The sequence below is a fragment of the Sorangium sp. So ce321 genome, assembly GCF_051530195.1.
Classification (GTDB): Bacteria; Myxococcota_A; Polyangia; order Polyangiales; family Polyangiaceae; genus Sorangium.
In genome coordinates this window covers 5,909,408-5,935,105 of record NZ_CP150329.1, presented here as the reverse complement: position 1 = coordinate 5,935,105, position 25,698 = coordinate 5,909,408, and the positions used below count along the sequence as shown (strand labels likewise).

The following is a 25,698-nucleotide window of genomic DNA, read 5'->3' as shown; positions in this document are numbered from 1 at the left end:
CCATCTGGCTCAGACGAGGCGGTGCCCCCCGTCGACGTGCAGCACCTCGCCGGTGGTGAACCCGTTCCCCATCAGGAAGAGCGCGGCGTCCGCGATGTCCGCGGGCGCGCCGATGCGCCCGACCGGGAGGCGGCGCGCGTGCTGCGCGAAGCGCTGCTCCTTGGCGCCGCCCGCGATGGAGTCCCAGACGGGCGTGTCGACCCAGCCCGGCGACAGCGCGTTCACGCGCACCGGCGCGAGCTCGATGGCCAGGGCGCGCACGAGCGACATCAGCGCGCCGTTCACGGCCGCGACGACCGAGCCGCCCGGCCCCGGCCGCACCGCCGCGATCCCCGTCGTGAAGACGAGCGAGCCGCCCGGCTCGATCCGCGCGTGCTTGGCGACGTGGAGCGCCGCGACGAGCTTCGAGTCGATCAGGCGCCGCGCCGCGGCGATATCCATCTCGCGGATCGGCTGATAGTGGCCCTGCACCGCCGTCACCACCACGTGGCGCGCGGGCGGATGCTGCTCGAACAGACTCCGCACCTCGGCCTCCTGCGTCACGTCGGCGGCGAAGGTGCGCACGCGGCGCGCGTCGCCGAGCTCCGCCGCGGCGCCGGCGAGCTTCTCGGGCGAGCGGCTCACGAGCGTCAAGGAGGCGCCTTGCGCGAGACAGGCCCTCGCCACGCCGAGGCCGATGCCCGACGAGCCCCCGATCACCACGACATGCTGTTGTTCAAGGTTCATGGCCAGAGAGGTAACGCCGGCGCCCGCTGGAAACCATGGGACGCTGTGGCATGCTTCATCCCATGAGCGGGATGATCTCCCTCGAGGACGTGCGGCTCTTCGCGACCGTCGCTCAGCACCTGAGCTTCGTGGAGGCGGCGCGGCGCACGGGGGTGCCCACGAGCACGGTGAGCCGCCGGGTGGCGCAGCTGGAGGAGGCGCTGGGCGTGCGGCTGCTCCAGCGCACCTCGCGCCGCGTCGGCCTCACGGGCGAGGGCGCGCGGCTGCTCGAGCGCGCCGGGCCGCTGCTCGACGAGCTCGGGTCGGTGCTCGACCGGGCCGCGGACCGCGAGGAAGAGCCCGCGGGCAGGCTCCGGGTGACCGCGCCCGTCATGACGGGAGCGCAGCGCGTCGCGCCGGCGCTGTTCTCCTTCGCCGCCCGGCACCCGCGCCTGACCGTGGAGCTCACGCTCACCAACGCGGTCGTCTCCCTCGTCGAGGAGGGCATCGACCTCGCCTTCCGCGCGGGGCCCGTTCAGGACGCCGAGCTCGTGGCGCGGCGCCTGTGGTCGCTCCCGTACGGGCTGGCCGCGTCGCCGCGCCTCGTGCGCGAGGCCCTGAAGGGCCGCACCCGGCTCGCCCGCGCGTCGCTCGGGTCGGTGCCCGCCGTCCTGAGCCAGCCGGGCGGCGCCTGGCGCCTGCGCCGGCGGGACGGCTCCGTCGAGGAGGTCCGGCCGCGCGCGCAGTGCTGCGTGAACGATCCGCGGGTGGCCATCGCCGCGGCGGCGCAGGGGCTGGGCGTCGTCTGCGCGCCCCGCGAGGTCATCGCGCAGCAGGGCGAGGCGCTCGTCGAGCTCACCGTGACGGGGCGCACGGTCGAGCCGCGCGAGCTCTTCGCCGTGTACCCGTCACGGCGGCTGCTCCCCTCGCGCGTGCGCCTCGCGCTCGACTGGGTGCTGAAGCACGGCTGACCGCGCCGGCCGCGCCGCCGGCCGTCAGGACGCCCGCAGCTCGATCCGCTGCCAGTCGGCCTCGACCTCGACCTCGACCACCCCGTCCAGCACGCGGTGCGACCGCGCCCCGACGACGGAGCGCGGCGCCGGGACGCCGTGGACGCGGATCGTCTCCACCTGGCGCGCGGGCGGCAGCTCGCCCTTCGCGCAGCGCTCGAGCGTGAACGTGCCGCCGTCGAGGCCGCCCGAGAGCTGCGTGAGGCGCGAGGCGCCGTGGCCGTCGCCCTCGTCCTCGTAGAGGCGGCCGCGCACCGCCGCGGCCGCGTGCACGTGCCAGGTGATCTCCTCCCAGCGCGCCGTCGTCGTGTGCATCCGCGGCGCGGTGAGCGCCACCGCGCCCCCGGCGCGCAGCCACACGGGGACGACCGCGAGCGGCGCGTCGGCGATCACGTGGCGCCCGCCCTCCTCGACCTTGCCCGCGCGCTCCAGGTTCGCGAAGTCCAGCCACGCGCCCGCGGGCAGGTACGCGAGCCGCTTCGACTGCCCCGGCCGCACCACCGGCGCGACGAGCAGGTCGTCGCCGAAGAGGAGCTGATCGTAGGCGCGGAGCGCCTCGGGGTCGTCCGGAGCCGCGAAGGACAGCGGCCGCAGGACCGGCAGGCCCGTCTCCGCCGCCTCGTGCATCAGCGTGTACAGGGCCGGCAGGAGCCGGTAGCGCCGCTCGAGCAGCGCGCGCGCGAGCTCGAGGTACGACTCGCCGAAGCGCCACGGCTCCTGCGCCGGCCTGCCCCGGGCCGCGTGGTTGCGCATCAGCGGATAGAACAGCCCGGCCTGCATCCAGCGCACGAGCAGCTCGCCGTTCGCGCGGCCGACGAAGCCGGGGATGTCCGCGCCGACGAACGGCACGCCCGAGAGGCCGAGGCCGAGCAGCATCGGGATCGACGCCTCCAGGTGCGTGAAGTTGCTGGCGAAATCGCCGGTCCACACGGCGGCGTAGCGCTGGATGCCGGCGAAGGCGGCGCGCGTGAGGACGAACGGCCGCCGCGCGGGCGCGTGGCGCGCGAGCCCCTCGTGAGCGGCCCGCGACATGCCGAGCCCGTAGACGTTGTGGACCTCGAGGTGGCGCCGGGCGCCGTGGCGCGCGTCGTACGGGAGCGTGCCGCCCTCGATCGTGCCGAGGCCCGAGGTGCGCCCGCCGTTCGGCGCCGGCAGGCCCCGGTCGGGCTGGACGGAGAAGCACGCCGGCTCGTTCATGTCGTTCCAGATGCCGGCGACGCCCGCGTCGACGAACGGTTTCTGCAGATCGCCCCACCAGCGCTGCACCTCCTCGCGCGTGAGGTCCGGGAAGACCGCCGGGTCGGGCCACACCTCGCCGACGAGCACGCCGCCGCGAGACAGCCGGACGAGGTAGTCGCGCGCGCGCGCCTCCTCGTAGACGGCATAGCCCTCGTCGGCCTTGATCCCGGGGTCGACGATCGTCACCAGCTTGACGCCCTCGGCCGCGAGCTCGCGCGCGAGCCCCGCGGGATCCGGGAAGCGCGAGCGGTCCCAGGTCCACACCCGGTAAGCGTCCATGTAATCGATGTCGAGGTGGACCACGTCGAGGGGCAGCCCGCGCGATCGATAGCCGCGGACGACGTTGCGCACGTCGTCCGCTGTCTCGTAGCCCCAGCGCGACTGGTGGGCGCCGAGGCTCCAGAGGGGCGGCATCGCCGGGCGCCCCGTGACGCCGGCGTAGCGCCGCAGGACGTCGGCCGGGTGCGGGCCGGCCATGAGGTAGACGTCGAGCTCGGGCCCCCGCGACTCCCACGCGACGCGGCCCGGGTCGCTGAGCGCTATATCGACCTCCGAGCGCCACGGCTCATCGAGGAAGAAGCCCCAGGCCACCCCGCCGCGCAGCGCCACGAAGAAGGGGATCGAGGCGTAGAGCGGGTCAGACTCCACGTGCGGCGGGAAAGCGTCGGTGTTCCAGAACGTGAATCGGAGGCCGCGCTTGTCGAGCGGACCGACCTTCTCGCCGAAGCCGAGGTAGGCCTCGTCCGCCGGCGCCTCGAGCGAGAGCCGCGAGCGGAGCTCGTCGACGGGAAAGGCAGGCCGCACCTCCCCGGAGACCCCGTCGCAGCGCGCGAGGGTGCGGCCCTGTCCATCGCTGAAGGTCCATGTGCCCGAGGCGAGCGAGACCTCGAGAGAGGCGCCCTCGGCGCTGACGTGGAGGGTGTCCCCCTCGCGGCGCGCGGAGAGCGGCAGGGCGCCTTCGGCCACCACGGCGAAGGAGCGCTTCTGCGGCAGCTCGGGGTGCGTGAAGCCCGTCACGGCGGACGAGGGGGCGTGGCGCACGCGCAGCACGCCGGGACCTGGACAGCGGATCTCGACGGCGGCGCGGGCGCCCCAGAGGAGCACGTGAGTCGCGCCGATCGTGGCGTCGGAGAGGTGCATTGGTAGATCCTACTTTCTCCTGCCCGGTCGTGAAACCGGGCGATGAAGGGCAAGACCCCCTTTCAAACCGTGCGTGCGGATTTCCCGCACACGGCTTACCGGTGGTCTCTCGGGCCGCTGCATTACGCAGCCTCCGGGTACTGGACGGTCCCGCGCAGGCGATGGAGCCCGTGACCTTCGACGAAGAAGTCGCATGTCCAACCTTCGACCTCACGCGCGCGCAGGTTGCGCCCCTTGCGCTTCTTGAGGAAGTCGCGGAGCCGCCGCCACACGTAGCTGTCGATCTGGTTGAACTTGCTCGTCGCGTTCCCGGTGCGGAAGTAGTTGCCCCAGCCGCGCAGCACCGGGTTCAGAGCGCGGATCAGCACCCGCACGTCCTTCACCCCGTTTCTGGCTCGACCGGTCAGCTCCTTCACGCGCTGCCGCACCCGATTCATGCTGCGCTGAGAGGGCCAGCGCTGGAGGAAGTACACGCGCCGGCGTGACTGCTCCCAGATCGGTCCGCTCATGCGCTTGCGCAGGTGGCAGCCGAGGAAGTCGAAGCCCTCCTTGCCCAAGGAGAGATCCACCCGCCTCGTCTTATCCGGGTGTAGCTCCAGCCCGAGCCGCGCGAGCACCTCGCGTACGCGCCTCTCGGCCTGCTCGCACGCCGACCTCGTGGCGCACATGACCACGAAGTCGTCCGCGTAGCGCACCAGCGTGCCCAGATGGGCACCATGGCGCTCCCACGCCACATCGAGCACGTGCAGGAAGATGTTCGAGAGCAGTGGAGAGATCACGCCGCCCTGCGGTGTCCCCGAGAGCGTCGCTACCTCCCGCCCCTCTTCCATCACCCCGCACCGGAGCCACTGCCGCAGCAGCTTGAGCACCCGCCGATCCGAGACGCGTCGCTCGACCAGCTTCATTAGCTTGTCGTGGTCGATGCTCCCGAAGTAGTCGCGGATGTCCGCGTCCAGGACGTGGTTGCCTCTGCGAGCTCCCAGCTTGCGGAGGGTCTCCAGCGCCTGCGTCGCGCTGCGGCGAGGCCGGAAGCCGTACGAGCTCGGGCGAAAGTCCGCCTCGAAGATCGGCTCCAGCACCAGCTTCGCCGCCATCTGCACCACCCGGTCCCGGATCGTCGGAATGCCTAGCGGCCGCTTCTTCCCATCGGCCTTCGGGATGTACCGGCGCAGCACCGCTGCCGGCCGGTACGTACCTGCTCGCAGCGTGACGCCAAGCTCTTCGAGGAAGCGCTCCACGCCGTGCTGCTCGATATCGGCGAGCGTCTGAGCATCGACACCCGCCGCACCTCGGTTCCGCTTCACCCGCTTCCACGCTTCCGCGAGGACGTCACCCCTCGCGATGCGGTCATACAACGCGTGGAACCGGCGCCCCGGATGCCGCTTGGCCGCGACCCACAGCCGGCGTTGGAGTTGTCGCACTTTGTCCATGGGCTCGCGCCCACGGGGGTGGTTGGAGCCGGTCCTGCCGGCCATGCCCTCGCGCTTACCTCCTCGACCGACGCGACCACCGCAGGGGCCTCTCCCTCCGACCGCGTTGTTCGTCGCGGTCATCAACGGTACTACGGCCCCCTCGGACTCCCGCTGCGCAGCGCTCGATTTCACCTTCGGCTTATACGAGCCACCTTGCCGCGACGACGGCGACGCAGACGGGCCTCCCGTGTTCCGCACCTCTCCTTGAACGCGTGCTGCGCCCTCTACCCCGGAGGGACCCGTCGCGCGTTCTGCTCCGGACTGCGGCGCGACGGACGTGGCCTTCGCCGTGGCATGCGCGGCTCGGCTCCTTCGTTGTTTGTCTGTCGAGGCGGCAGGCTTCACTTGATGTTGCGGCCCGCGTTCTTGCTCCCTCCGTAGAGGCTTTCGACGCCCCGCTCGGACCGAGGGGTCTCCCCCGTCAGCCTGGGGCCTGCTACCGGGCGCTCCGGCGCTTACCCGGGCGGGACTCGCACCCGCTGGAGACGTGCAGCCTGAGATCGCTCCCCTGTCCCGCGAACGGGGCCCGGGATCGAGCTCGTCACGGCGCACCATGCCTCGACTCTAGCTGGGCCCGGCCGCCACCGCCAAGACAGGGGCGCGCCTCCTGCGAGGCGGATGGCTGTTATACGGTGTTGACGGTCTCCACGATCCGCGGGCTCCTGACCCGCTTTTCATGATGAGCCCGCGCGATCGTCAGGGCTTCGGTCGCGAGGCCGTGAAAGAGCGTGGTCGCCTGGGCCGTCAGCTCGGGCCCGGCTCGGTCGGGGCTCCCCGAGTCGAACGGCGGCTCCGGATCGTACTCGATCATGAGCTGGGTCAGGCGCGCGAGGTGCTCGCCTCGCACCTGCGCCAGCAGCGTATGGCCGAAATCGACGCCGGCCGTGACGCCGCCGGCGGTCACGCGGTTGCGATCGACCACGACGCGCTCCCGGACCGGGGTGATCCCGCCGAGGGCGGCGAGCGCGTCGTAGAGGACCCAGTGGGTCGCCGCGCGGTACCCCTCGAGGAGCCCCGCGGCGCCCAGGACGAGGGAGCCAGAGCAGACCGAGGTGATGAACTTCGCTGTCCTCGCGCGATCGGCCAGAAACGCCAGGATCTCGGGGTCCTTCATGGCGGCGTTGGAGCCGAACCCACCCGGGACGAACAGGATGTCCAGATCTCTGGGCGCGTCGGCGAAGGTCACGGTCGGGACCAGCGCCCCGCCGCCGTCGGACGGCACCGGAGCCAGCGTGCTGGAGATGAAATGACTGTTGCTGTGCAGCGCGAGGACCGCCTGTGGGCCGATCAGGTCCAGCATCGTGAACCCCGGATACAGCACCATGCCGACCTCGAGCCGCTGGCCCGTGAACAACTCGCTCGTTTCCATGTTGACCCCTTTCGCATCCATGTTGTCGTGAGTCGCGGTGTGACCGCGGTCAGTCAGAAGTGGAGTGGTCTCCGTCGGCGTCGCGTCGCAGCAGCCGCTCGGCTGCGAGGAACCCGAGCGGGACGAGCGACAGGCCGAGCACGCGGAGCAAGCGCGGCGCCGGGATCGCGCGCTCGAAATACGCCCGAGAAGCGACCGAGAGCAGCACGAGGAAGAGCAGGCCGTGAATGGTCCCGGCGACGCGCACCGCGACCGCCAGGCCGAGGCCGTACTTCAGCGGCATGGCGACCAGCAGGAGGAGCAGCAGGGATGCTCCTTCGACGAGGCTCGCCAGGCGCAAGGAGCGCAGCGAGGTCACTTTAGCACCTGCGACCACGTCGGCTTGAAGACCATGAGCCCGACGACGCAGGCGAGCGGGAGCGCCGCGCAGGAGAACGCCAGAGTACCCCGCTTGCCGCGCGAGACGCAGTAGACGAGGACGACGTTGGAGCCGACGGAGAGGGCGAGCCCGCCGACCACCCACAGCTCGAACAACCGAAGACCACCGAGGGCGGCCAGGGCGTACCCGGCGCACCACGTCGCGAGCAGGCTCGGAGAGGCGATGCTGTGCACGGCGCGCTTCCGTTCGAGAGGCTCCGCCGCGACGAAGCTCGCGATGAGCCCGCCGGCGTACCCCATCGCGCCGAGGAATTTCACCGTCAGTACCAGCTGATACACCGTCATCTCGCACCTTGGGGGCCGGCCGCCGAAGCCCCGTGTTCCCGCCTGGCCACGGACGATGTCATCGCACGCGCGCCGCGGCCCCGCGAGCGGCCAAAACGACAAAGATCGCCAGCTTCTGGCCAGCCGGCTCGAACGCCATCCCGGAGCCGGAATGCCCGCTCCTCGTCGCGTGAGCTGGCCTGGCGCGATCGTGGCCTGCATGCATAATCCGGCCATGCACCGCGTCGCCATCGCCGCCTTCGACGATGTCGTGGCCTTCGATCTGTCGATCCCGAACGAGGTGTTCGGGCGCGTGCGGCTCCCGAGCGGACGCCCTGGCTACGAGGTCCGCGTGTGCGGCGCCGCGAAGGAGGTCGACGCTGGGTCGTTTCGCATCCGGGTCCATCACGGGCTCGAGGAGCTCCGCAGGGCTGACACGGTGATCCTCCCAGGGGTCGCCGACATCAGCCGCCCCGTACCGGAGCGGCTGCTCCGCGCCGTGCGGAGGGCGGCGGACGCCGGGGCCCGCATCGCCTCGATCTGCAGCGGCGCGTTCCTGCTGGCCGCGACCGGGCTCCTGGACGGGCGGAGGGCGACGACGCACTGGCTCGCCGCCGGGGAGCTCGCGCGGCGGTTTCCGCTCGTCGAGGTCGATCCGAGCGTCCTTTACGTGGACTGCGGGCAGCTGCTGACGTCCGCGGGCGCGGCGGCTGGCTTCGACCTCTGCCTGCACATGGTCCGGCTCGACCACGGGGCGGCCGTCGCGGCGGAGGCGGCGCGCCTCTCGGTGGTGCCTCTCGAGCGCGACGGCGGGCAGGCCCAGTTCATCGTGCACGCGCCGCCCACCGCCGACGGCAGCTCGCTGCGCCGTGTCCTCGACTGGATCGAGGAGAACCTGCGCAAGGAGATCGCGCTCGACGACATCGCGCGGCAGGCGGCGATGAGCGTCCGCTCGCTGAGCCGCCACTTCAAGGAACAGACGGGCATAACCCCGCTGCAGTGGCTGCTGCGAGCCCGCGTGCGCAGGGCGCAGCTCCTGCTGGAGACGACAGCGCGATCGGTGGAACGGGTAGCGACGGACGTGGGCTTCGGCTCGGTGGCCGCGTTCCGCCAGCACTTCCACCGCGTGGCGGGCACCAGCCCGCAGGCCTACCGGAGGGCGTTTCGGAGCCGCAGGCGACCGGAAGGCGGGCGCCGCGGCTGACTCCGTGCGAGCGCCCCCGCCGCACGAGCACGCGCGCCGGCCTCGCTCGGGCGGCTGCTTTGCGCCCAAGGCGGCGGCGCGCGGCGCCGGGGCTCAGCGTGCTTGCTCCACGCCGGGGCGGGCCCTGGGACGGGCGCTCCCTTCGCGGTCAGGGGGCGCTCGATCGCGCGTGGGGCGATGGATGGTGTACAAGACGAAGGACGCCCGCGAGCAGCCCTCTGGAGAGCGATGGATATCCCCGCGAAGATGCCCGGCGCCGTTCATGTCCCCCTCGACTTCGAGGCGTGGAGCGAGCTCTCCGCTCGCCTGCTCGAGCGCGACGTGGACGCGCGCCTCGACCTGCTCGCCGAGGCAGATGTCGATCCCGTGGACTGGAGCCGGTGCGACATGCACTGGAGCCTCGCGCTGGCGCAGGACATCGCGGCAGGGCGCCTGGACCGGGCACAGCGGCACGGCGGCAGGTGCGCCACCGAGCTCGCGCAGCGCAGGCGCCCCGCCGCGGCGGCCCAGCCTGTGTCCCCCGCCCCGGGCGGCAAGGCCACCGTCGCGTCGCCCCCCAGCGCGCTGCTCGGCACCTCGCCGAGCGTCGAGGTCCCTTCGCACCTGCGCGCAGCTGCCTCGGCGCTCCCCTTCAAGAGCACGTCGCCGTCGAGGGTCGTGGCGAGCGTCTCGGCGCCGGGCCAGGCTCCGGTGGCGCACGACCCGACGCGCGGAGAGACCATGCCCCTCGGCATGAGCCTGACGGCGCACGTCGAGGCCGTGTTGCCGTTCGCCAGCAAGCCCGGCGTCGCCCCGGCGCAGCCCAGGGCGCCGCGCGTCTCCCTGCAGACCTACGCCGCGCTCTGCGCAGAGCTCTCCGTCGCGCCTGACAGGACGGCGGACATCCTGCGGAAGTACGACGTCGCAGACGAGGCGTCGCGCCGCGCGATCGATGACGAGTGGAGGGCGCGCTTCGAGGCCCAGCCCGAGGCGCTCGCGGAGTGGCGAGACCTCTGCGCGAGGTACCGTGCTCTCGTGCTGCGGCAGGCGCCATGAAGCGCGGAGCGACCGGTGGGGAGAGCGCGCGTGCGCCGTCGTCCGGAGCCGATGCCGCGCCGGAGGGGCCGCCCGCGCAGAGCGAAGCGCAGGCCGAGGGCGTCCTCGGCGCGGTGGAGTGTCCCGTCGCCTCGGCTGCGGTATCCATGGTGTCGGGCCGACGCTACGCGATCGCGTCCGAGCACGACCGCGATCGCCTGGAGATCCGCGGCCGGAGCGGCGATGTGGTCCTGCGTATCGAGGTGACCGACGCCGGGCCGGTCCTGTCGTTCTCCGGAGCGGTGCTCGAGCTCTCGGCCTCGCGCCGGCTTCACCTGTCCGCTGAAGAGATCAGCGTGGAAGCGCGGGGCGACGCCTCGATCGAGGTGGGGGGCTCCCTGCGCGAGCGCGTCCTCGGCGACCACCACGTGCACGTCGAGGGCGACGAGCGCCTGGAGGCGGCGAAGCTGGAGCTGCAGGCGAGCCGCGAGGGCGCCGCGGTGCGCGCGATGCGGAAGATCGCGCTCGACGGTGAGCGCATCGGGCTGAACGACGACCCTGCGCCGGCGCCGTTCCCGTGGTCGGCGATCGCGCGGGGGCCCGAGGAGACGTGAACGCAGCGGACGAGCGGACGACCTGCTCGCGGGGCGCGCGGCAGCTCGCGCGCCCGTCCCCGCCCCGGGCTCCAGAACAGGCGGCAGAACACGGGACAGAACACGGGACAGAGCGCGCTGACCGTCGGGTTCATGCCGCCCGCAGGGCAGACGTCGATCCGTCCTCGGATACGTGTAAAACATAGGCTGGATGAGCACATCGACCAGCATGAGGACCGAGGAAGTCGGGAGTCAGGAAGAGCGGATGCTGGCTGGCGCGGCGTACCTGTCGACGCTGGTCGGGCTGTGGGTCGTGGGCCCGGCGGCGCTGTACGCCTGGAAACGCCACCACTCGCGGCTCGTGGCGTTCCACGCGGTGCAGGCCGTGCTCCTGAACCTGGCGATGGTCCCGGCCACCGCCATTGCGCTCGGCCTCGTGTTCGGGGCTTACCTCGGTCTCATGACGAGCCGGTTGGACAGCACGGCCAGCGCCGTCGCAGGCGTGATCCTGGTCGTCGCGCTGGTGCTCGTCATGGGGCTCCAGTTCCTGGTAACAGCCTGGATGGGGATCGCGGCGATGCGGGGGCGCGCGCGGCCGCTGCCGCTGCTCGGACGGTGGGCAGCACAGATCCTCGAGCGCTGACGGGCGCCGGGCCGCCGCCCGGACGCCCCGCGGACTCAATCCTTCGGCGCCTCGGGGAGCTCGCGGCCGGGTGAGCCGAGCCACCACTTGTAATAGCCCGAGGGGTGCTCCCAGCCGTAGGCTGCGCAGATTTCCCGGATCTGTTCCTGTCGGTCGCCGCAGCCCCACACCGGGCACCACTGCGGGTTAACCAGGCACCTCTCGTGGTATGCTGCGCCGCAGCGGCCGCACGTGCGCTTCGGAGACGCTTCCGTCACGTCGTAGCAGTACCGGCAGACATCACGATCAAACTCATGTTCGAGCCGCGACGCGGCGATGACGAACGCCTTGAGGAGCGCGGCGAGCTGGGCGATGTGGTCGGGAGTCACGCGTGTCGAGGTCGAGATATCCAGGCTGACGTGGTTGCCCCACATTCCGAGCTGAAAGAAGTCAGTCAGCTTCTTCGTGCGCTTCTGACGTTCCTTGTCGCTCTCGAGCAGCTCGACCACGATGGACTCCAGAGGCGTCATCGACTCGGGCTCCGGCGTGACGCCGAGCGCCGCGGCGAGGCGCTCGACAGCTCCTTGAACGCTTGACGGGAAAGCCAGCTCCGCCGACGAGCGAGAGGGGGCATGAACATCGAATTTTTCCATGAAGGCCGCGCTGCCACAACGAACGATGGGCGTCGAAGAGGAGCGCAGGAGCGCCGCCTCGTGCCCTCGCGAGATCAGGAACACGATCGGCGTCGCGTGGCTTGCCGCTCCGCTGAGACGCACCCGGAAGCGCTCGGCAGAGATCTGCATGACGCCGCAGAAGCGCGGCTCTTCCAGCACGAGCCGGGTTGCCCCCCACCAGAACTTCACCGGCAGCGCCTTGCACTGAAGACGACGGCAGAGGGCGTCGCTCAGCGACCTGGATCTCCTTTGCCGCCATAGCCCTTTGACAGTGTATGCGAGCGGGACCGAGGCAAGCATCGCGTAACCAGCGACGTCAGGCAGATTCATTACGGCTCCTGTGCTCGCATCGAACGGCTCCAGACGACGGCGTGGCGCATCCGCTCCGTCATCTCTCCGGGATAGGGCGACGCCACTTCGAGCGCCCCAGCCCACGTGAGCGTGACGCGGTCGAGATCCGGCTCGATGAGGACCGTCTGAAGCAGCGGCTCGAGCTCCCGCACAGCGACCCCTGGAGGCTCCACGAGCAGGTGCGGCCGATCGTCCGGTAGATCGAACTCGAGCAGCTCGTGCCGCGGGTGGAGGTTCCATAGCTGAACGCGCTCCGCTCCGTACAGGCGGTGCGCGGCGAGCCCGGCCGGCGCGCAATTGAACGAGCGCGGGTGCGGGTGGCCGTCGAACGTCTCCGCCCGCTCGAGATCAATCTGCGCGAGCGCGCCGCTCGTCACCTCGTGAATCGGCCGTGCGGGGTCGCTGTACAGGGCGGGAATGAAGAAGAGCGAGCGAGGGAATGTGAACAGATCGATTGGACCGAAGGCTGCCGCCACGGGACAGTCAATCCAGCTCAGGTACTCGGCGACGAGCGACCGCGCCGGGTCCACCGGGTCGCTCGGATCCTCCAGGTTCGGCGCGAGCGCCCCGTCGATGCGCTCTCGGTCGACGTCGATGTAGAATCCGCGTCCGAACGGGTTGCGCGGGTAGCTCAGCATGCCGAAGCCCTCGTCCACCTCAGGCGAAGTCCCCCGCTCAGTCGCCGTGGAGGCGGCCGTCTCCTTGGACTCCGCGTAGGAATCGCGCCCGCCGTACGCGCGCTCCCAGACGAGCGGCATCTCCGTGAATGGATCCGGCTCGGAAAATCTCGGCTTACCTTGCTTCCCGAGGATGATCTGACGGTCTCCCCAGACCTGTGCGACCTTCGCGGTGGGTCCTACCTTCAGCGCTACCGACAGCGATGGCACGGGCCCGCGGTGCGAGCGCGCGCTACCGACGAGGAGCACGTCGGTCGCCGGTTTCACGCCTGCGATGAGCTCGGTGTCATGGACCAGCTTGCCCCCGGCGCCGTTCGCCGCCGGCTCGATCACAGGCGCCTCTTGCACGGCGACAGGCTCGGCGGACGCCTCCGCTCGCGCCTGATGCCTGAACGTGTACCTGCGCTTGGTGACGAGGCTCAGGTAGCTGCGGCCGTCCAGTCCCCGATAGGAATATACCAGCGAGGTCCGCGTCATCGCTGCCGTTCAGCTCGTGAGCACCGGCGACTGCCGCGCTTTCCGTCGATACCTGTCGCTCGCTCGCTCGATCTGGTCCCACACGTCCTTCGCGACGTCCTCCGCCCAGTCGATGAGCTTGGGCACCACCTTCTTGGCGACCCAGCTCACTATCGCGCGCGGGATGGCGCCTATCTTGAAGTACTTGAGCACCAGATCCAGGAGGCTCACGACCTTCTCCGCCAGCCACTCCTTGATGAACTCGTCGAAGATCCGAAACACGAAATCTTTGACGGTGGGCTGCGTCATCACCGTGCATCCGGAGATCACGAGCCCGTTCAGCGCCTCCGGCTTGCCGCCGTCGACCTCCTGGCAGTTCATGTCGAACCCGACCGGACCGGCGAGGCAGATCGCCAGCGGCTCACCTTCGGAGGTGACCCGCGATGCAGCCAGAAACGGCCGCGTCTTCGAGTTCTTGATGATGCTCGCGTTCGTGAGCGCCTGTGTAGGATGGAACGGACCTGGCGCCGGGACGTGGGGCACCTTGCTGATAAAGAAGGTCTCGCGGATCATCTTCTCGCCGTCAGCCGTCACCGTGCTCGTCCGCTTGCCCTCGTCGCCGCCCGGCCACCAGAACGGCACGGCCACGGCGTAGATCCATGGGAGCTTCCTGCCGAAGACAATGTCTATCTGGGCGAGGACGACCCGAGCCGGATGGCGGTCAACCCCCACCATCGCCGCCTTGTTGTTGTAGAAGTTCGCCGGCATTCGAATCTACCTCACGAGGAAGCGGCGTCCACCATCACCCAGGACGGCGCTCGGTCCATCTCATAGCGAAACGCATGGCCATAAACGCACGCCACCGTCTCCTGGTCGGCGTCCACGTGCAAGCTGCGGAGCGCCGCCCCGACCTGCTCCTCGGCGCGGCCCCGGCGCAAGGTCACGCGCGCCGGAGGCGGCGGCACGTCGAAGCGCATCGCCCGCCGCCCGACCCCGTGCAGGCGCACCGGAGTCCCGGCCGGGACATCGTCGAAGATGAGGTATCCCGGCGCGTGGTGCGCCGCCAGGAAGGAGAGCGCGACCGCCTGGCTCACCTTCGCCTCCTCGCCGAGCTCGGCGCCGCCGGGCCCAGGGGCTGCCGCGGCGAGCGGCGCGATCCGCAGCCCGACCAGGTCCGGGCACGGCACGAAGCATCCGGGCTCCGGACGGTCGTCCCAGCGCGTGATCGCGTGGTCCGCCAGCTCGAAGCTGGGCAACAAGCCGCCCTCTGCCGTGTCCTTGTCCAGATAGAAGCCCACGCCAGCGTCGTTCAAGGCATAACCGATGCGGCCTCCAGGGTACGGGAGGTCCGTTCCAGGGAAGAGGCCCGGCGGCACCTCGAGCGACCCCCCGAAGGCGCGCGAGAACGACAGGGCGAGGCGCTCGAAGGGCGCCGGTGCTGACGGCTCGAGCTCGCCGGTGAGGGTGCGCTGCCACCGGCGCTCGCCGAAGATGGCCAGCCGTCGCGTCACGGCGCCCACGACGAGCTCCGCGACGCTGACGAACGGCGCAGCGCGCGGGCCGTAGACGTCGCCCGCGGCAGTGACGGAGACGCCGGACCACGGCGCGACGCGCGAGATGTCCGGTGGGTCGGTCGCCAGCGGCGGCGGCCGCTCCTCGCAAGGCACGAGCCGCTCACCCGAGAGGCGAAAGCGCGACTCCACGACGATCGCGGCGATCGCGGCCCGCTCGGAGAGGTGGGCCCGCGCGAGCGAGGCCCCAAGCGATGTCCGGTTCCGGAGGAACATCCGCGGCTCAACCGTTGAGCTTGATCGCCGTCGCGGTCGCGTTCATCGTCGCCCCGGCGGTCAGGCTCATCTCGCCGCCGGCGCCGGTCATGACCGTGCCGCTCGCCATGGTGACGACCGTGCCGGAGCTCACCGCCACGACCCCGCCCGCGAGGGCCACCACCGCGCCGGCGCCGTTATCGAGCACGAGCAGGCCTGCGCTCATCGTGAGCTTGCACCCACCCGCGTTGAGCGTGATCTCGGGTGCATCCACGGAGTACGAGCTGCGCTGGTGAAACCCCGCCGAGCTCGAGTTCGCCTGGAAGTCTCCGGACAGATGGAAGTACGCGTTCATGGATGTGAATGCGTGATGACCATTGGCGGTCGACTCGGCATTGGCCCCGACGCGGTGAGTCTGGTTGCCGCCGACGAACACGTCGCGCTTTCCATCCACCGTGCAGGTCTCACCGCCGCCGACCTTGACGTTGTGCCACCCTGCCACGGTCAGATCGTCGTTGGCGCCGACGCCCGTCCGCCGGAAGCCGCCGATGTCGCGGGCCTCGTTGGCGCCGATCTTCGCCTCGAGGTGCCCGCCCACCTCGTGGCGCTCGTCGGCGTCGAACAAGGTCGTGCGGTCGCCCTGGACGTGCACGGACTCGGTGCCGGTGACGTCGTGCGTCCGGTCGCCCTTCACGGTGTTGGACTGATCCTGCGCGACGGAGTTCGACTGCTTGCCGCCGACCGTCGTCGCGTGGGATGCGCGCACGACCTCGTTGAAGTCGCGCTGCGCGTGCAGGTAGATCTCTTCCTTCTTCGCGCGATCCTCGAACCGTATCTCGTTGAAGCCGTCGACCTCCTTGCTGGCAGAGGCGCTCTGGCTCTTCAGCGTGCTCTTGGTCGGATCGACCTGCGGATCATAAGGTGGCTTGTTCTGTCCGTTGTAGACCCGCCCCACGATGACCGGCCGATCGGGATCGCCTTGCAGGTAGGCAACGAGGACCTCGTGACCGACGCGTGGCGTGTAGAGCGCTCCATAGCCGGCGCCCGCCCACTGCTGAGAGACGCGGATCCAGTCCGAGCTCGGCGTCCTGTCGTACCCGTCGGCGCGCTGATCCCACGGGAACCGGACGCGCACGCGGGCGAGCGGATCGACGTTGATCACCGGGCGCTCCTCGCCGCCGGCGCCCTCATGCTCCTCTGCGGTCACCACCGCGGTCTGCACGCCGTGGATGCGCGGCCGGGGGGTGCTCATCGCCGGCCGGAACGGCGTCCCGGAAGACAGGGCCCAGAACCGGCCCTCGAACCCCGCGCGCTGCGGGGCGACCGAGCCGCCGAAGCCGAACCGCTCGGTGTCGAGGATCGTGCCCGGCAACGTGAGCTCTGTCGCCCAGGTCTCGGTGCGCACGGCGAGCAGCTCCTGCGCGGGATGCAGCCCGGCCTGGTCGCGGAGCCTGAAGATGCGGCCCGGTTCCATGGTGCGCACCGCGCTCGTCCCCTCCCGGAGCTGGCGCTCGACGTCGTAGCGCTCGAGCCGGACGCGCGCGCGGTGCGCCCCTACATCCTTGTGCAGGAGCTCGTCCCCAGCCGGAAACTCGAAATGCCAGAGCTCGTCGGAGGTCTCGCTGTCGGCCGCCCAGACGCTCCCTTCGAGCGAGCGATTCCGGTGGTAGTCATGGTCCCGGAGCGTCACCGCCCGCGACTTGAGCCTGCGCGCGTCGCGCAGCGCGTGCACGACCTCCTGGTTGCCTGCCTGTCCACCCTCACCGAGACCTCGGAGCACATACTCCCGGTCCCTGGGGAAGAGCGCGTGCTGCCCCGGCATGTCCGTGATCAGGAGGACGAGACCGCGCTGCACGTGCTCGAAGTAGTACGACAGGCCCTCCATCTCGAGCAGCCTCGACATGAAGTCGAAGTCGCTCTCGTTGTACTGAACGACGTAAGGGCTCACCTTCACGTCGTCGACCCGCGACGGATCGGCCACCATCCAGTGATAGAAGGCGTTCGGCGGCACGAATTCGCCGAAGCTGGGTTCCGGATCCGACGGCGCGACCGATCCCTCCAGGTACTTCAGCCCACCGTAGCCTTCTGGATACCTGGGAGAACGGTTCTCGAGCACCGTGAAGAGGATGTCCCGGAGGGTCCGGTCGACGAAGTTGCGGCAGCGCGTCCTGTGGCGAGCGCGCCAGATATGCGGGACGAGCAGGACACGGTAGAGAAAGGCGGTCGAGGTGCGCTCGAGCTCCTCGACCTCGGCCAGGATGCCGTGGATCGATCGCCAGCGATCCTGCGTCGCGATGCGGAACGTGGCGCCCGCGTCGAGCAGCCGGTCGAGGTCGACCGGCCCGTCTTCGGCGGCGCGGAGCAGCGTTATATCATAGCGAAACGGCTGTGAGATCTCCTCGATTCCATGCCAGCGGATCACCCTGAACGCACCCCATCCCTCCGGCGTCCCGAGCACGTAGTCCGCTTGTCGCCCCCGTCCCTGTCCCTCGAGCTGGCCCTGGCCCATGTGGTCTCTCGGCTACCCCACGCGCGCCCGCGGCACGCATGCACCTGTGTACCACCGCGACGTCGAGGGAGGTCAATTATGTGGCGCGGCCTGGCCCCCTCCGAGCCGCCCCGGCGGCGGCAGCTCCAGGGCCGGCGGGGGCTCTCCCGGCGGCCGGTGCTGCCATTCGGGGTCGATCCAGAGCCACTTGATCAGCTGCGTGTTGCGCGCGTTCGGGCTGTATCCCCTCACCCACGGCTTCACCAGCGTCGGCTTCTCCTCGAAATAGAGCGGGATCCTGCACATCCCGTCGAGCGCCCGCCGCTCGGCCTCCCGGTAGAGCCGGATGCTCTCCCTCTGGTCGGCGATCGACGCGGCCCTGCGCACCGCCTCGTCGAACTCGGCATCTGCCCACCCGCTCCGGTTCTGAGGGTTGTACGAGAGGAACGTCCCGAGCCACGTCTGCGGATGGTTGTAGTCGGCGTACCAGGCCAGGCGGATCACCTGGAAATTGCCGTCGCGGAGGTCCTTGAGCATCACCCGCCACTCCTCGTTCCGCAGCGACGCGGAGACCCCGAGGTGGCGCTTCCACATGTCCTGGATGGCCACGGCGACCTGCCCGTGCCCCTCCCCCGTGTTGTAGAGGACCTCGAGCGGGGGAAAGCCCTTCGCGCGGAGCTCGCCTCCGTCGGAGACGACCTCGTAGCCGGCCTCGGCGAGCAGCGCGCGAGCGCGCGCGGGGTCGTGGCCGACCTCGGGGCGCGAGAACGGATCTGCGCCGCGCCTCCTGTCCTCCGCCACCTGCTCGGCGTAGCCGGATCCGGTGATGTCGGGCACGTAGTGCGTCGCCGGCGTGCCCACCCGCGTGACCTTGTCGACGAGCTCTCGCTTGTCTATCGCGAGGTTCAGCGCCCACCGGACGCGCGGGTCGTCGAGCGGCGGCTTCCTGGTATTGACCTCGTAATACACGGTGGAGAGGTACTCGCTCCGCCGGAGATCCTTCTTGCCGGACAGCCAGGCGAGGTGCTCGTAGGGGAGCTCGGAGTTGTCGCCCAGGTAATCGAGATCCCCCGCCCGGTAGAGCTGCATCGTGGCGTTGTACTGGGCGATCTCCATCCACACGATCCGGTGGATCCTGAGCGCGTCACGGGCCCAGTACGCCGGGTTCCGCTTCATCGTGATCTCGTAACGGAACTTCCACTCGTCGAGCGTGTAGGGCCCGTTGACCACGATGTTCTCGGCGCGGAACCAGAGCTCCGGCTCGCCCCGCGCCTCGAAGGGCTCGATGACGTCGCGGCGCACCGGCAGCAGGGTGACGAAGCTCGTGAGGTCGGTGAAGTACGGCGTGGGCTGCTCGAGCTCCACGTCGAGCGTCAGGTCGTCGACGGCCCGCACGCCGACGGCCGTGTCGTCCTCGACGAGCTCCGACGCGGCCACGAACCCGGTCACGGCGGCGGGCTGCGGCGCGGCGCGCAGCGCGGCGGGGTCGTACGTCGGGAGGCTCGCGTGGGGCGCGACGAGCGCGTACGCGGCCGCCGCCGGCGCGGGCGACTCGGGCGGCGCGAGCAGGCAGCCGGGCAGGAAGCCGCGGCCCCGGGGGCCCTCGACCTCGAACCAGCGGTCGGCCGCGCCGTTGCAGGCGACCGGCGGGCCGGCCGCGAGGAGGGCGACCTCGGCGCCCCGCCACCCGCCGTCGGGGGCGCCGTCGCGCGGGGCGGGCGGTGGGGTCGCGCCGGCCGCGTCGAAGGCGAGCCGCTCGCCGGCGCCTGTCTTCTCGTCGGGCTCGCTGTAGGTCACCGAGGCGACCCCGGGGGGCGGCGCCGCGAGGGGCGTCACCGCCGAGACGACCCGGGCGGGCGACTGGCCGAGCACGACGACGAACGCGCCCCGCGGCAAGGACAGCGCGGCCGGCGCGTCGGGGCGCGGGGCGCTGCGCAGCGCCGCGGCCTCGCGCAGCGCCTTGAGCTTGCCGTGGCTGAACAGCTCGCCGTTCTTCAGGACATACAGGTTCGTCGCGGCGAGCGAGGCCGTGGACGGCCGCAGCACCCGCTTCCACGCGTACTCGAAGTCGTGCGCCGTCACCGGCTTGCCGTCCGACCAGCGCGCCTCGGCGCGCAGGTGGAACCGGAAGACCCGGTTGTCGTCGCTCTGCTCCCACCGCGTCGCCACCCCCTGCACGGGGTGGAGATCGCCCGCGCCGTAGGTGGTCAGCCCCTCGAACATCTGCTGGAGCAGCGTGATGCTCACCGAGTCGACGGCCTTGCCGGGATCGAGGTACTCCGGCTCTTCACCGTTGTTGACGTAGAAGGTCGCGACGTCCTTGACGGCGCGCGTCGTCGTCCCGACGTACTCCTCGCTGTCGCTGGAGCAGGCCGCGAGCAGCGCGAGCGGGAGCGAGAGGGTCGCACGGAGGAGGCCACGAGGGCGCAGGCTGGCAAGGACGAGCGAAACCGACCTCATCTCTGTTCCTTGCGCTCGCGCGCCCCCGATCCTCTCTCGGCTCCGGTGCTCCGGAGCGGCGCTCAGAAGAGAGAGATTAACCGCCAGGAGCGCCGAGGACGCCAAGAATAAAATTCTGGGTTCTCCTGGCGCTCTCGGCGGCCCTGGCGCTGCCGGCGGCTTGTTGTCCGGATCGCAGGCGCGGCCGAGCACCGCGCCAGGCCGAGCTAGCATCGCCGGTCAGGAATCCCTGGCGGGACTGTTCCGTGGCGCCGAACCCTCGCGATGCTTGGCTCGCAGGCCGCGCCGCTCAGCCGCCGTTCGAGAGCCACTGCACGATCAGCGACTCGAGCGCCTTCGCGGCAGCGGGCTCGTCGGTGCGGCCGCGGAACATGTCGGCGGCGAGCGCCTCGGCAGCGCCGATGATCGCGACGCAGCGGAGGTGCAGATCGCGCTTCGAGAGGTGGGCGAACGGCGCGAGCGCGTCCGCATAGATCGTCACGTACCTGTCGAGGAGCTCCTGCTCGACGGCGTCCATCTGCTCGTCGCCCTTCAGCGCCGCGAGGATCGCGTGCCACTGAGGCCCGACCGTCGCGCAGCAATGCATGTACGCGGCGCTGACGACGCGCGCGACGTCCTCGAGGCGCTGGCGCGTCCGCTTCAGCGCCTCGAGCAGCGCCGCGACCTGGCGGTCGTCGATCTGACGCGCGAGGGCGATGAGGAGCCCGGACCGCGTCTCGAAGTGCTCGTACGCGATCGGCTTGCTGACGCCCGCGCGCTCGGCGACGTGGCCGAGCGTCAGCGCGTCGGTGCCCTCCTCGCGCACGATCTGCTCGGCCGTCCCGAGCAGCTGCTCGCGGCGCTCCGCCTTTGACAGGCGCTTGCGAGCGGCGTCGCTCCTCGGCCGGGCCGCGGATTGTGTGGCGCTCGACTTCGCCATTCGCCTTGACGCTACCACGAGCGGGTACATAGTACCAAAGGCAAGTTACTAAAGGTAGGTTGACGCCAAACACGCCCCAGGCGCGCCCGCGCGCTCGGCGGGAGGAGTCCATCCAGATGGCCACACGAACGATGTCACCCGTGCTCTTGATCGGCGGCTACGGCCAGGTCGGCGCGCGCGCAGCAAAGGCGCTACGACGCCTGCAGCCGGACCTGCCGATCGCGATCGCCGGACGCGACGCGCGCAGGGCGTCCGAGGTCGCCGCGGAGGTCGGCGGCCCGACGACAGCGACGGTCGCCGACGTCGGCCGCGACGACCTCGGCCTCGAGCGAGGCGCGTCGTTCAGCGCCGTCGTCGCGCTCGTCAAGGACGAGGCGTCGAACGCAGTGAAGCGCGCGCAGGCGGACGGCGTGCCCCACGTCGCCTTCTCGGACTCCGTCGCGGAGATCGGCCCCGTGGTCGCCCATTACATCGCGCGACCGACGCGCGCTCCCATCCTCATGCTGGGCCACGCCTTCGGCGGCGCGGCGACGCTGGCGGCGCTCCACCTCGCGCAGGAGCTCCAGCGCGTCGACGCGATCGCGCTCGGCTGCGTGGTCGACGCGGACGATCGCGGGGGCCCCGCATTGCAGGCCGCTTTCGAGCGAGAGGCGCAGAGCGGGCAGGCTCCGCTCGTGCTCCAGGGCGGGAAATGGACCTGGTTGCTCGGCGACGCGGCGACACGGCGCTTCGTGGACGCCGAGGGCGTGGAGCGCGTTGGCCGCGCCATGCCGCTCCCCGACGTGGTGAGCCTCGCGGCGGCGACCGACGCGCGAGAGATCCGCGTCGACATCGCGACGCGCGACGCCGCGACGGGCGGCGCGGGTCACGTGACGGAGCTCGTCGTCGAGGTGTCGGGGCGGCGCCACGACGGCGCGGGCGCGCGGCTGCGCTACGACATCGTCGATACGGACGGCCTCGCGCGCCTCAGCGCGTACGGCGCCGCGATCGCGACGGAGCGCTTGCTGGGGCTCGCGGGCGGTCCCCCCGTCGGCCCGGGGCTCTACAACCCGGAGAGCGTGCTCGACCCAGCGCGCGTCATCGCGCGGCTCGAGGAGCTCGGCGCGCGCGTCCGCCGCACAGACCAGCGCCTCTGACGCGCGGCGGGCGGAGCTAGTCGGCGAAGCCCTTCGGGTTCTGCTCCTGCCAGCGCCAGCTGTCGCGGCACATGGTCTCGATGTCGCGCTCCGCGCGCCAGCCGAGGAGCTCCGTGGCCCGCGTCGGGTCCGCGTACACCGAGGCGACGTCCCCGGGGCGCCGGGCGACGATCTCGTGGGGGATCCGCTTGCCGCTGACCTTCTCGAACGCGGCCACCACCTCCAGCACGGAGTTCCCCCGCCCGGTGCCGAGGTTGACGGTGAAGCTGTCGCCGACCGAGAAGATGCGCTTCAGCGCGGCGAGGTGGCCCAGCGCGAGGTCGACCACGTGGATGTAGTCGCGCACGCCGGTGCCGTCCGGCGTCGGCCAGTCGCCCCCGAACACGCGGAGCTTGTCGCGCCGCCCCACCAGCACCTGCGTGATGAACGGCGTCAGGTTGTTCGGGATGCCGCTCGGGTCCTCGCCGATGAGCCCGCTCTCGTGGGCGCCCACCGGGTTGAAGTAGCGCAGGGACGCGAGCGACCAGCCCCCGGTCGCCGCCACGTCGCGCAGGATGTACTCCACCATGAGCTTCGACTGCCCGTACGGGTTCGCCGGCCCGAGGCGGCTCCCCTCGTCGATCGGCACGCGCTCCGGATCGCCGTACACGGTGGCCGACGAGCTGAAAACGAGCCTCCGCGACCCCCGGGCGTCGAGCGCCTTGAGCAGGCACACGGTCCCGGCGACGTTGTTCTCGTAGTACGCGAGCGGCTTCTCGACCGACTCGCCGACGGCCTTCAGCCCGGCGAAGTGGATCGTCGCGTCGATCGGGTGCTCGGCGAGCAGCCGATCGAGCAGCGCCGCGTCGCGGATGTCGCCCTGGATGAACGTCACCTGCTTGCCGGTGATCCGCTCCACGCGCTCGACGGCCGCCTTGCGGCTGTTGCAGAGGTTGTCGAGGATGACCACCTGGTAGCCCGCGTGGAGCAGCTCCACGCACGTGTGCGAGCCGATGTAGCCCGCGCCTCCGGTGACCAGGATCGTCTTGCTCATGTCTCTCTCCCGCGATGGTCCTTGCTGCGCTCTCGTCGATGAGGCCATGGCGCAGGCCAGCGCGTCAATGGGGACTTCTCCCTACCACGCGCGGCCTGGACTGGAGCACTCGAGTCAGGGTCGAGGCCGGCGGGCGCAGCGTCGCTGTCGCGCCCGGGCGCCGCGCTCACGGCGCGTTCGCCCCGCCCACCGCCGGACCGAGCCGCCCCGGCGGCGGGAACTCGAGCGGCGGAAACGCTGTCTCGTTCGACGCGTTGTCGCGCCAGCCCGGGTCGATCCAGAGCCATTTCACGAGCTGCACGCTGCGCGCGTTGCCGATGAACCCCTTGACCCACGGCTTCACGAGCGTGGACTTCGTGTAGAAGTAGAGCGGCAGCTTGGGCATACCGTCGACCGCCCGCTGCTCCGCCTTGCGGAACATCAGGATGCTCTCCTCCGGATCGGCCGTCGCCGCCGCGGCGCGCATCAGGTCGTCGTACTCCTTGTCGGCCCAGTTGGTCCGGTTCTGCGGGCTGTACGAGAGGAGCGTGTTGAGCCACGTCGCCGGGTGGTTGTACTCGCCGATCCAGCCGAACCGCACGACCTGGAAATGGCCGTCGCGCACGTTCTTGAGCATCACCTTCCATTCCTCGTTCCGCAGCGTGGCGGAGACGCCGAGGTGACGCTTCCACATGTCCTGCACGGCGACGGCGATCTGCTTGTGACCCTCGCTCGTGTTGTAGAGGATCTCGAGCGCGGGGAAGTTCTTCGCCCGGAATCCGTCGCCCTCCCGGACGACCTCGTAGCCTGCCTCGGCGAGCAGCGCGCGGGCGCGCTCGGGGTTGAACGCGACGTCCGGCGACGAGAACGGATCGACGCCGCGCTTCCGCTCGTCGGCCACCGTCTCGTCATAGCCAGAGCCGGTGTAGTCCGGGACGTAGTGCGTGGCCGGCGTCTGCCCCGCCCGCGCGATCTTGTCGACGATCTGCTGCTTGTCGACCGCGAGGTTCAGCGCCCAGCGGACGCGGACGTCGTCGACCGGCGGCTTCCGCGTGTTGAACTCGAACCAGTACGTGGACAGGTACGGGAAGCGCCGGAAGTCCTTCTTGGCCGACAGCCAGGTCATGTGCTCGGCGGGGAGCGAGGCGTTGTCGCCCATGTAGTCGAGATCTCCCGCCTTGTAGATGTTCATCGCGGCGTTGTACTGCTCGATCTCCAGCCAGACGACGCGGTGGATCTTCAGCTTGTCGCGGCTCCAGTAGCTCGGATTCCGCTTCATCGTGATCTCGTAACGGAACTTCCACTCATCGAGCGTGTAGGGGCCGTTGACGACGATGTTCTCGGGGCGGAACCAGAGCTCGGGCTCGCCGCGCCGCTCGAACGCCTCGATGACGTCCTTGCGCACCGGGAAGAGCGTCACGTAGCTCGTCAGATCGGTGAAGTAGGGCGTGGGCTGATCGAGCTCCACGTCGAGGGTGAGGTCGTCCCTGGCCCGGACACCGACGGCGCTATCGTCCTCCGCGAGGAGCGCGTCGGGCACGAAGCCCACCGGGGGCTCGCCCTGCGGGGGCGCCGGCGCCGCCGCGGCGTCGTACGTGGGCAGGCTCGTGTGCGGCGCGACGAGCGCGTACGTCTCGGATCGGGGCGCGGCGCCCGCGCGCGCGCCGTCCACGGCCGGCTTGAGCAGACAGCCCGGGAGGAAGCCGCGCGCGCCGCCCCGGTCGAGCTCGAACCAGCGATCGGCGGCGCCGTTGCACTGGCACGGCGGGCCGGCGCGGACGATGTCGACCAGAGCGCCCTGCCAGCCGCCGCCGGGCGCGGGGCCGACGGCGGCAGCGCCGAACGACAGCCGATCTTCGACGTCGCCGCCGCCCTTCCCCTCGCCCTTCGTGAACGTCACCGCGGCGGCGCCCTCGGGCAGCGCCGCGAGCGGCGCGATCGTGGAGTCCACCTGGATCGGCGAGCGCGCCAGCACCACCACGAACGACCCCTTGGGCAGCTCGAGCGCGGACGGCGCGTCGGGCCGAGGGGCCGCGCGGAGCGGCGCGGCCTCGCGCAGCGCCTTGAGCTTGCCGAGGCTGAACAGCTCGCCGTTCTTCAGGACGTACAGGTTCGTCGCGGCGAGCGAGGTCGTGGACGGCCGCAGCACCCGCTTCCACGCGTACTCGAAGTCGTGCGCCGTCACCGGCTTGCCGTCCGACCAGCGCGCCTCGGGACGCAGGTGGAACCGGAAGATCCGGTTGTCGTCGCTCTGCTCCCACCGCGTCGCCACCCCCTGCACCGGGCGAAGGTCGCCGGCGCGGTAGGTCGTCAGCCCCTCGAAGAGCTGCTGGATCAGCGTGGAGCTCGCCGAGTCGTTCGATTTGCCGGGATCGAGGTACTCCGGCTCGGTGCCGTTGTTGATGTAGAGCGTCGTCGCGTCCTTGCCGACGCGCGTGGTCGTCCCGGCATAACCGCCCTCGTCGCCCTCGCTGCACGCCGCGAGCGAGAACGAGAAGGCGAGGAGGCCGAGCACCGCGAAGGCGCCGCGCGCCGCCCTGCCGGCGCTCCCGCCACCCCCCTCGCCACCGGCACCTCGTCGCCCCGGAGCCCGTCGCATACGACCGGGGTAGCACGGCGCCAGAGGGGCCGAAAGACCGTGGCCGCCCGGGCTGCGGGGCGCTCGACCTCATCCGGGCACGACTCGATC

At 70.9% G+C, this 25,698-nt stretch carries 21 protein-coding genes; 6 read left to right on the top strand and 15 right to left on the bottom strand.

What is annotated here, in order from left to right:
* Nucleotides 1–9: 9 nt before the first annotated feature.
* Complete coding sequence (locus tag WME89_RS21785) at nt 10–726, bottom strand: SDR family oxidoreductase (protein ID WP_438011046.1); 717 nt, start codon at nt 724–726, stop codon at nt 10–12.
* Between the two features lie 62 nt (nt 727–788).
* Here WME89_RS21785 and WME89_RS21780 point away from each other — a divergent pair, with 62 nt between their 5' ends.
* Nucleotides 789–1,676 carry a LysR family transcriptional regulator gene (locus WME89_RS21780; protein ID WP_438011045.1) on the top strand — a complete coding sequence of 296 codons (888 nt, stop codon included), beginning with the start codon at nt 789–791 and terminating at the stop codon, nt 1,674–1,676.
* Between the two features lie 24 nt (nt 1,677–1,700).
* On the opposite strand, the gene WME89_RS21775 is transcribed toward WME89_RS21780, so the two are convergent.
* From WME89_RS21775 to WME89_RS21755, 5 genes are all read right to left on the bottom strand, one after another.
* Nucleotides 1,701–4,094, bottom strand: a complete 2,394-nt coding sequence (locus WME89_RS21775) for a glycoside hydrolase family 31 protein (protein ID WP_438011044.1) — start codon at nt 4,092–4,094, stop codon at nt 1,701–1,703.
* A gap of 122 nt (nt 4,095–4,216) precedes the next feature.
* Complete coding sequence (gene ltrA, locus WME89_RS21770; protein ID WP_438008563.1) at nt 4,217–5,524, bottom strand: group II intron reverse transcriptase/maturase; 1,308 nt, start codon at nt 5,522–5,524, stop codon at nt 4,217–4,219.
* A gap of 667 nt (nt 5,525–6,191) precedes the next feature.
* Entirely contained in the window at nt 6,192–6,935 is a 744-nt protein-coding gene (locus tag WME89_RS21765) for a DJ-1/PfpI family protein (RefSeq protein ID WP_438011043.1), read from the bottom strand.
* A gap of 49 nt (nt 6,936–6,984) precedes the next feature.
* Entirely contained in the window at nt 6,985–7,293 is a 309-nt protein-coding gene (locus WME89_RS21760; protein WP_438011042.1) for a DUF3817 domain-containing protein, read from the bottom strand.
* A complete protein-coding gene (locus WME89_RS21755) occupies nt 7,290–7,658 on the bottom strand; it encodes a hypothetical protein (protein WP_438011041.1) in 369 nt (122 codons plus the stop codon). The genes WME89_RS21760 and WME89_RS21755 overlap by 4 nt, the downstream gene beginning before the upstream one ends.
* A gap of 214 nt (nt 7,659–7,872) precedes the next feature.
* On the opposite strand from WME89_RS21755, the gene WME89_RS21750 reads away from it, so the two are divergent.
* From WME89_RS21750 to WME89_RS21735, 4 genes are all read left to right on the top strand, one after another.
* Entirely contained in the window at nt 7,873–8,841 is a 969-nt protein-coding gene (locus WME89_RS21750) for a GlxA family transcriptional regulator (RefSeq protein ID WP_438011040.1), read from the top strand.
* Nucleotides 8,842–9,069: 228 nt separating this feature from the next.
* Nucleotides 9,070–9,876 carry a hypothetical protein gene (locus tag WME89_RS21745; RefSeq protein WP_438011039.1) on the top strand — a complete coding sequence of 269 codons (807 nt, stop codon included), beginning with the start codon at nt 9,070–9,072 and terminating at the stop codon, nt 9,874–9,876.
* Nucleotides 9,873–10,469 (top strand): hypothetical protein, encoded by a 597-nt coding sequence (locus WME89_RS21740; RefSeq protein ID WP_438011038.1) that lies wholly within the window; start codon nt 9,873–9,875, stop codon nt 10,467–10,469. The genes WME89_RS21745 and WME89_RS21740 overlap by 4 nt, the downstream gene beginning before the upstream one ends.
* Nucleotides 10,470–10,659: 190 nt before the next feature.
* Nucleotides 10,660–11,091 (top strand): hypothetical protein, encoded by a 432-nt coding sequence (locus WME89_RS21735; RefSeq protein WP_438011037.1) that lies wholly within the window; start codon nt 10,660–10,662, stop codon nt 11,089–11,091.
* Nucleotides 11,092–11,126: 35 nt separating this feature from the next.
* Here WME89_RS21735 and WME89_RS21730 read toward each other — a convergent pair whose 3' ends face one another.
* The 7 genes from WME89_RS21730 to WME89_RS21700 all read right to left on the bottom strand — a co-directional run bounded on the left by WME89_RS21730 (nt 11,127) and on the right by WME89_RS21700 (nt 20,861).
* Nucleotides 11,127–11,933 (bottom strand): hypothetical protein, encoded by an 807-nt coding sequence (locus WME89_RS21730; protein ID WP_438011036.1) that lies wholly within the window; start codon nt 11,931–11,933, stop codon nt 11,127–11,129.
* Nucleotides 11,934–12,073: 140 nt separating this feature from the next.
* On the bottom strand, nt 12,074–13,249 hold the full coding sequence (locus WME89_RS21725) for a DUF2169 family type VI secretion system accessory protein (RefSeq protein ID WP_438011035.1): 1,176 nt from the start codon (nt 13,247–13,249) through the stop codon (nt 12,074–12,076).
* Between the two features lie 9 nt (nt 13,250–13,258).
* On the bottom strand, nt 13,259–13,996 hold the full coding sequence (locus tag WME89_RS21720; protein ID WP_438011034.1) for a hypothetical protein: 738 nt from the start codon (nt 13,994–13,996) through the stop codon (nt 13,259–13,261).
* 11 nt (nt 13,997–14,007) lie between these two features.
* Nucleotides 14,008–15,015, bottom strand: a complete 1,008-nt coding sequence (locus WME89_RS21715) for a DUF2169 domain-containing protein (protein ID WP_438011033.1) — start codon at nt 15,013–15,015, stop codon at nt 14,008–14,010.
* A 7-nt stretch (nt 15,016–15,022) separates the two neighbouring features.
* Nucleotides 15,023–17,503 carry a type VI secretion system Vgr family protein gene (locus WME89_RS21710; RefSeq protein ID WP_438011032.1) on the bottom strand — a complete coding sequence of 827 codons (2,481 nt, stop codon included), beginning with the start codon at nt 17,501–17,503 and terminating at the stop codon, nt 15,023–15,025.
* A 72-nt stretch (nt 17,504–17,575) separates the two neighbouring features.
* Nucleotides 17,576–19,942: a peptide ABC transporter substrate-binding protein gene (locus tag WME89_RS21705; protein ID WP_438011031.1), complete on the bottom strand. Its 2,367-nt coding sequence runs from the start codon at nt 19,940–19,942 to the stop codon at nt 17,576–17,578.
* Between the two features lie 289 nt (nt 19,943–20,231).
* Nucleotides 20,232–20,861: a TetR/AcrR family transcriptional regulator gene (locus WME89_RS21700; protein ID WP_438011030.1), complete on the bottom strand. Its 630-nt coding sequence runs from the start codon at nt 20,859–20,861 to the stop codon at nt 20,232–20,234.
* Nucleotides 20,862–20,977: 116 nt separating this feature from the next.
* Here WME89_RS21700 and WME89_RS21695 point away from each other — a divergent pair, with 116 nt between their 5' ends.
* Nucleotides 20,978–21,997 carry a hypothetical protein gene (locus WME89_RS21695; RefSeq protein WP_438011029.1) on the top strand — a complete coding sequence of 340 codons (1,020 nt, stop codon included), beginning with the start codon at nt 20,978–20,980 and terminating at the stop codon, nt 21,995–21,997.
* A 16-nt stretch (nt 21,998–22,013) separates the two neighbouring features.
* Here the strand turns inward: WME89_RS21695 and galE are convergent, their stop codons facing one another.
* Together galE and WME89_RS21685 are read right to left on the bottom strand one after the other, a co-directional pair.
* On the bottom strand, nt 22,014–23,030 hold the full coding sequence (galE, locus tag WME89_RS21690) for a UDP-glucose 4-epimerase GalE (RefSeq protein WP_438011028.1): 1,017 nt from the start codon (nt 23,028–23,030) through the stop codon (nt 22,014–22,016).
* A 166-nt stretch (nt 23,031–23,196) separates the two neighbouring features.
* A complete protein-coding gene (locus WME89_RS21685) occupies nt 23,197–25,608 on the bottom strand; it encodes a peptide ABC transporter substrate-binding protein (protein ID WP_438011027.1) in 2,412 nt (803 codons plus the stop codon).
* Nucleotides 25,609–25,698: the final 90 nt, after the last annotated feature.

Bases quoted from the DNA above. Each gene is read 5' to 3' on its own strand.
- WME89_RS21685 (WP_438011027.1), bottom strand. From the start codon at position 25,608: ATGCGACGGGCTCCGGGGCGACGAGGTGCCGGTGGCGAGGGGGGTGGC.
- WME89_RS21715 (WP_438011033.1), bottom strand. From the start codon at position 15,015: ATGTTCCTCCGGAACCGGACATCGCTTGGGGCCTCGCTCGCGCGGGCC.
- WME89_RS21740 (WP_438011038.1), top strand. From the start codon at position 9,873: ATGAAGCGCGGAGCGACCGGTGGGGAGAGCGCGCGTGCGCCGTCGTCC.
- galE (WP_438011028.1), bottom strand. From the start codon at position 23,030: ATGAGCAAGACGATCCTGGTCACCGGAGGCGCGGGCTACATCGGCTCG.
- WME89_RS21705 (WP_438011031.1), bottom strand. From the start codon at position 19,942: ATGAGGTCGGTTTCGCTCGTCCTTGCCAGCCTGCGCCCTCGTGGCCTC.
- WME89_RS21765 (WP_438011043.1), bottom strand. From the start codon at position 6,935: ATGGAAACGAGCGAGTTGTTCACGGGCCAGCGGCTCGAGGTCGGCATG.
- WME89_RS21755 (WP_438011041.1), bottom strand. From the start codon at position 7,658: ATGACGGTGTATCAGCTGGTACTGACGGTGAAATTCCTCGGCGCGATG.
- WME89_RS21750 (WP_438011040.1), top strand. From the start codon at position 7,873: ATGCACCGCGTCGCCATCGCCGCCTTCGACGATGTCGTGGCCTTCGAT.
- WME89_RS21780 (WP_438011045.1), top strand. From the start codon at position 789: ATGAGCGGGATGATCTCCCTCGAGGACGTGCGGCTCTTCGCGACCGTC.
- WME89_RS21695 (WP_438011029.1), top strand. From the start codon at position 20,978: ATGGCCACACGAACGATGTCACCCGTGCTCTTGATCGGCGGCTACGGC.
- WME89_RS21745 (WP_438011039.1), top strand. From the start codon at position 9,070: ATGGATATCCCCGCGAAGATGCCCGGCGCCGTTCATGTCCCCCTCGAC.
- WME89_RS21775 (WP_438011044.1), bottom strand. From the start codon at position 4,094: ATGCACCTCTCCGACGCCACGATCGGCGCGACTCACGTGCTCCTCTGG.
- WME89_RS21725 (WP_438011035.1), bottom strand. From the start codon at position 13,249: ATGACGCGGACCTCGCTGGTATATTCCTATCGGGGACTGGACGGCCGC.
- WME89_RS21720 (WP_438011034.1), bottom strand. From the start codon at position 13,996: ATGCCGGCGAACTTCTACAACAACAAGGCGGCGATGGTGGGGGTTGAC.
- WME89_RS21785 (WP_438011046.1), bottom strand. From the start codon at position 726: ATGAACCTTGAACAACAGCATGTCGTGGTGATCGGGGGCTCGTCGGGC.
- WME89_RS21710 (WP_438011032.1), bottom strand. From the start codon at position 17,503: ATGGGCCAGGGCCAGCTCGAGGGACAGGGACGGGGGCGACAAGCGGAC.
- WME89_RS21700 (WP_438011030.1), bottom strand. From the start codon at position 20,861: ATGGCGAAGTCGAGCGCCACACAATCCGCGGCCCGGCCGAGGAGCGAC.
- WME89_RS21735 (WP_438011037.1), top strand. From the start codon at position 10,660: ATGAGCACATCGACCAGCATGAGGACCGAGGAAGTCGGGAGTCAGGAA.
- ltrA (WP_438008563.1), bottom strand. From the start codon at position 5,524: ATGGACAAAGTGCGACAACTCCAACGCCGGCTGTGGGTCGCGGCCAAG.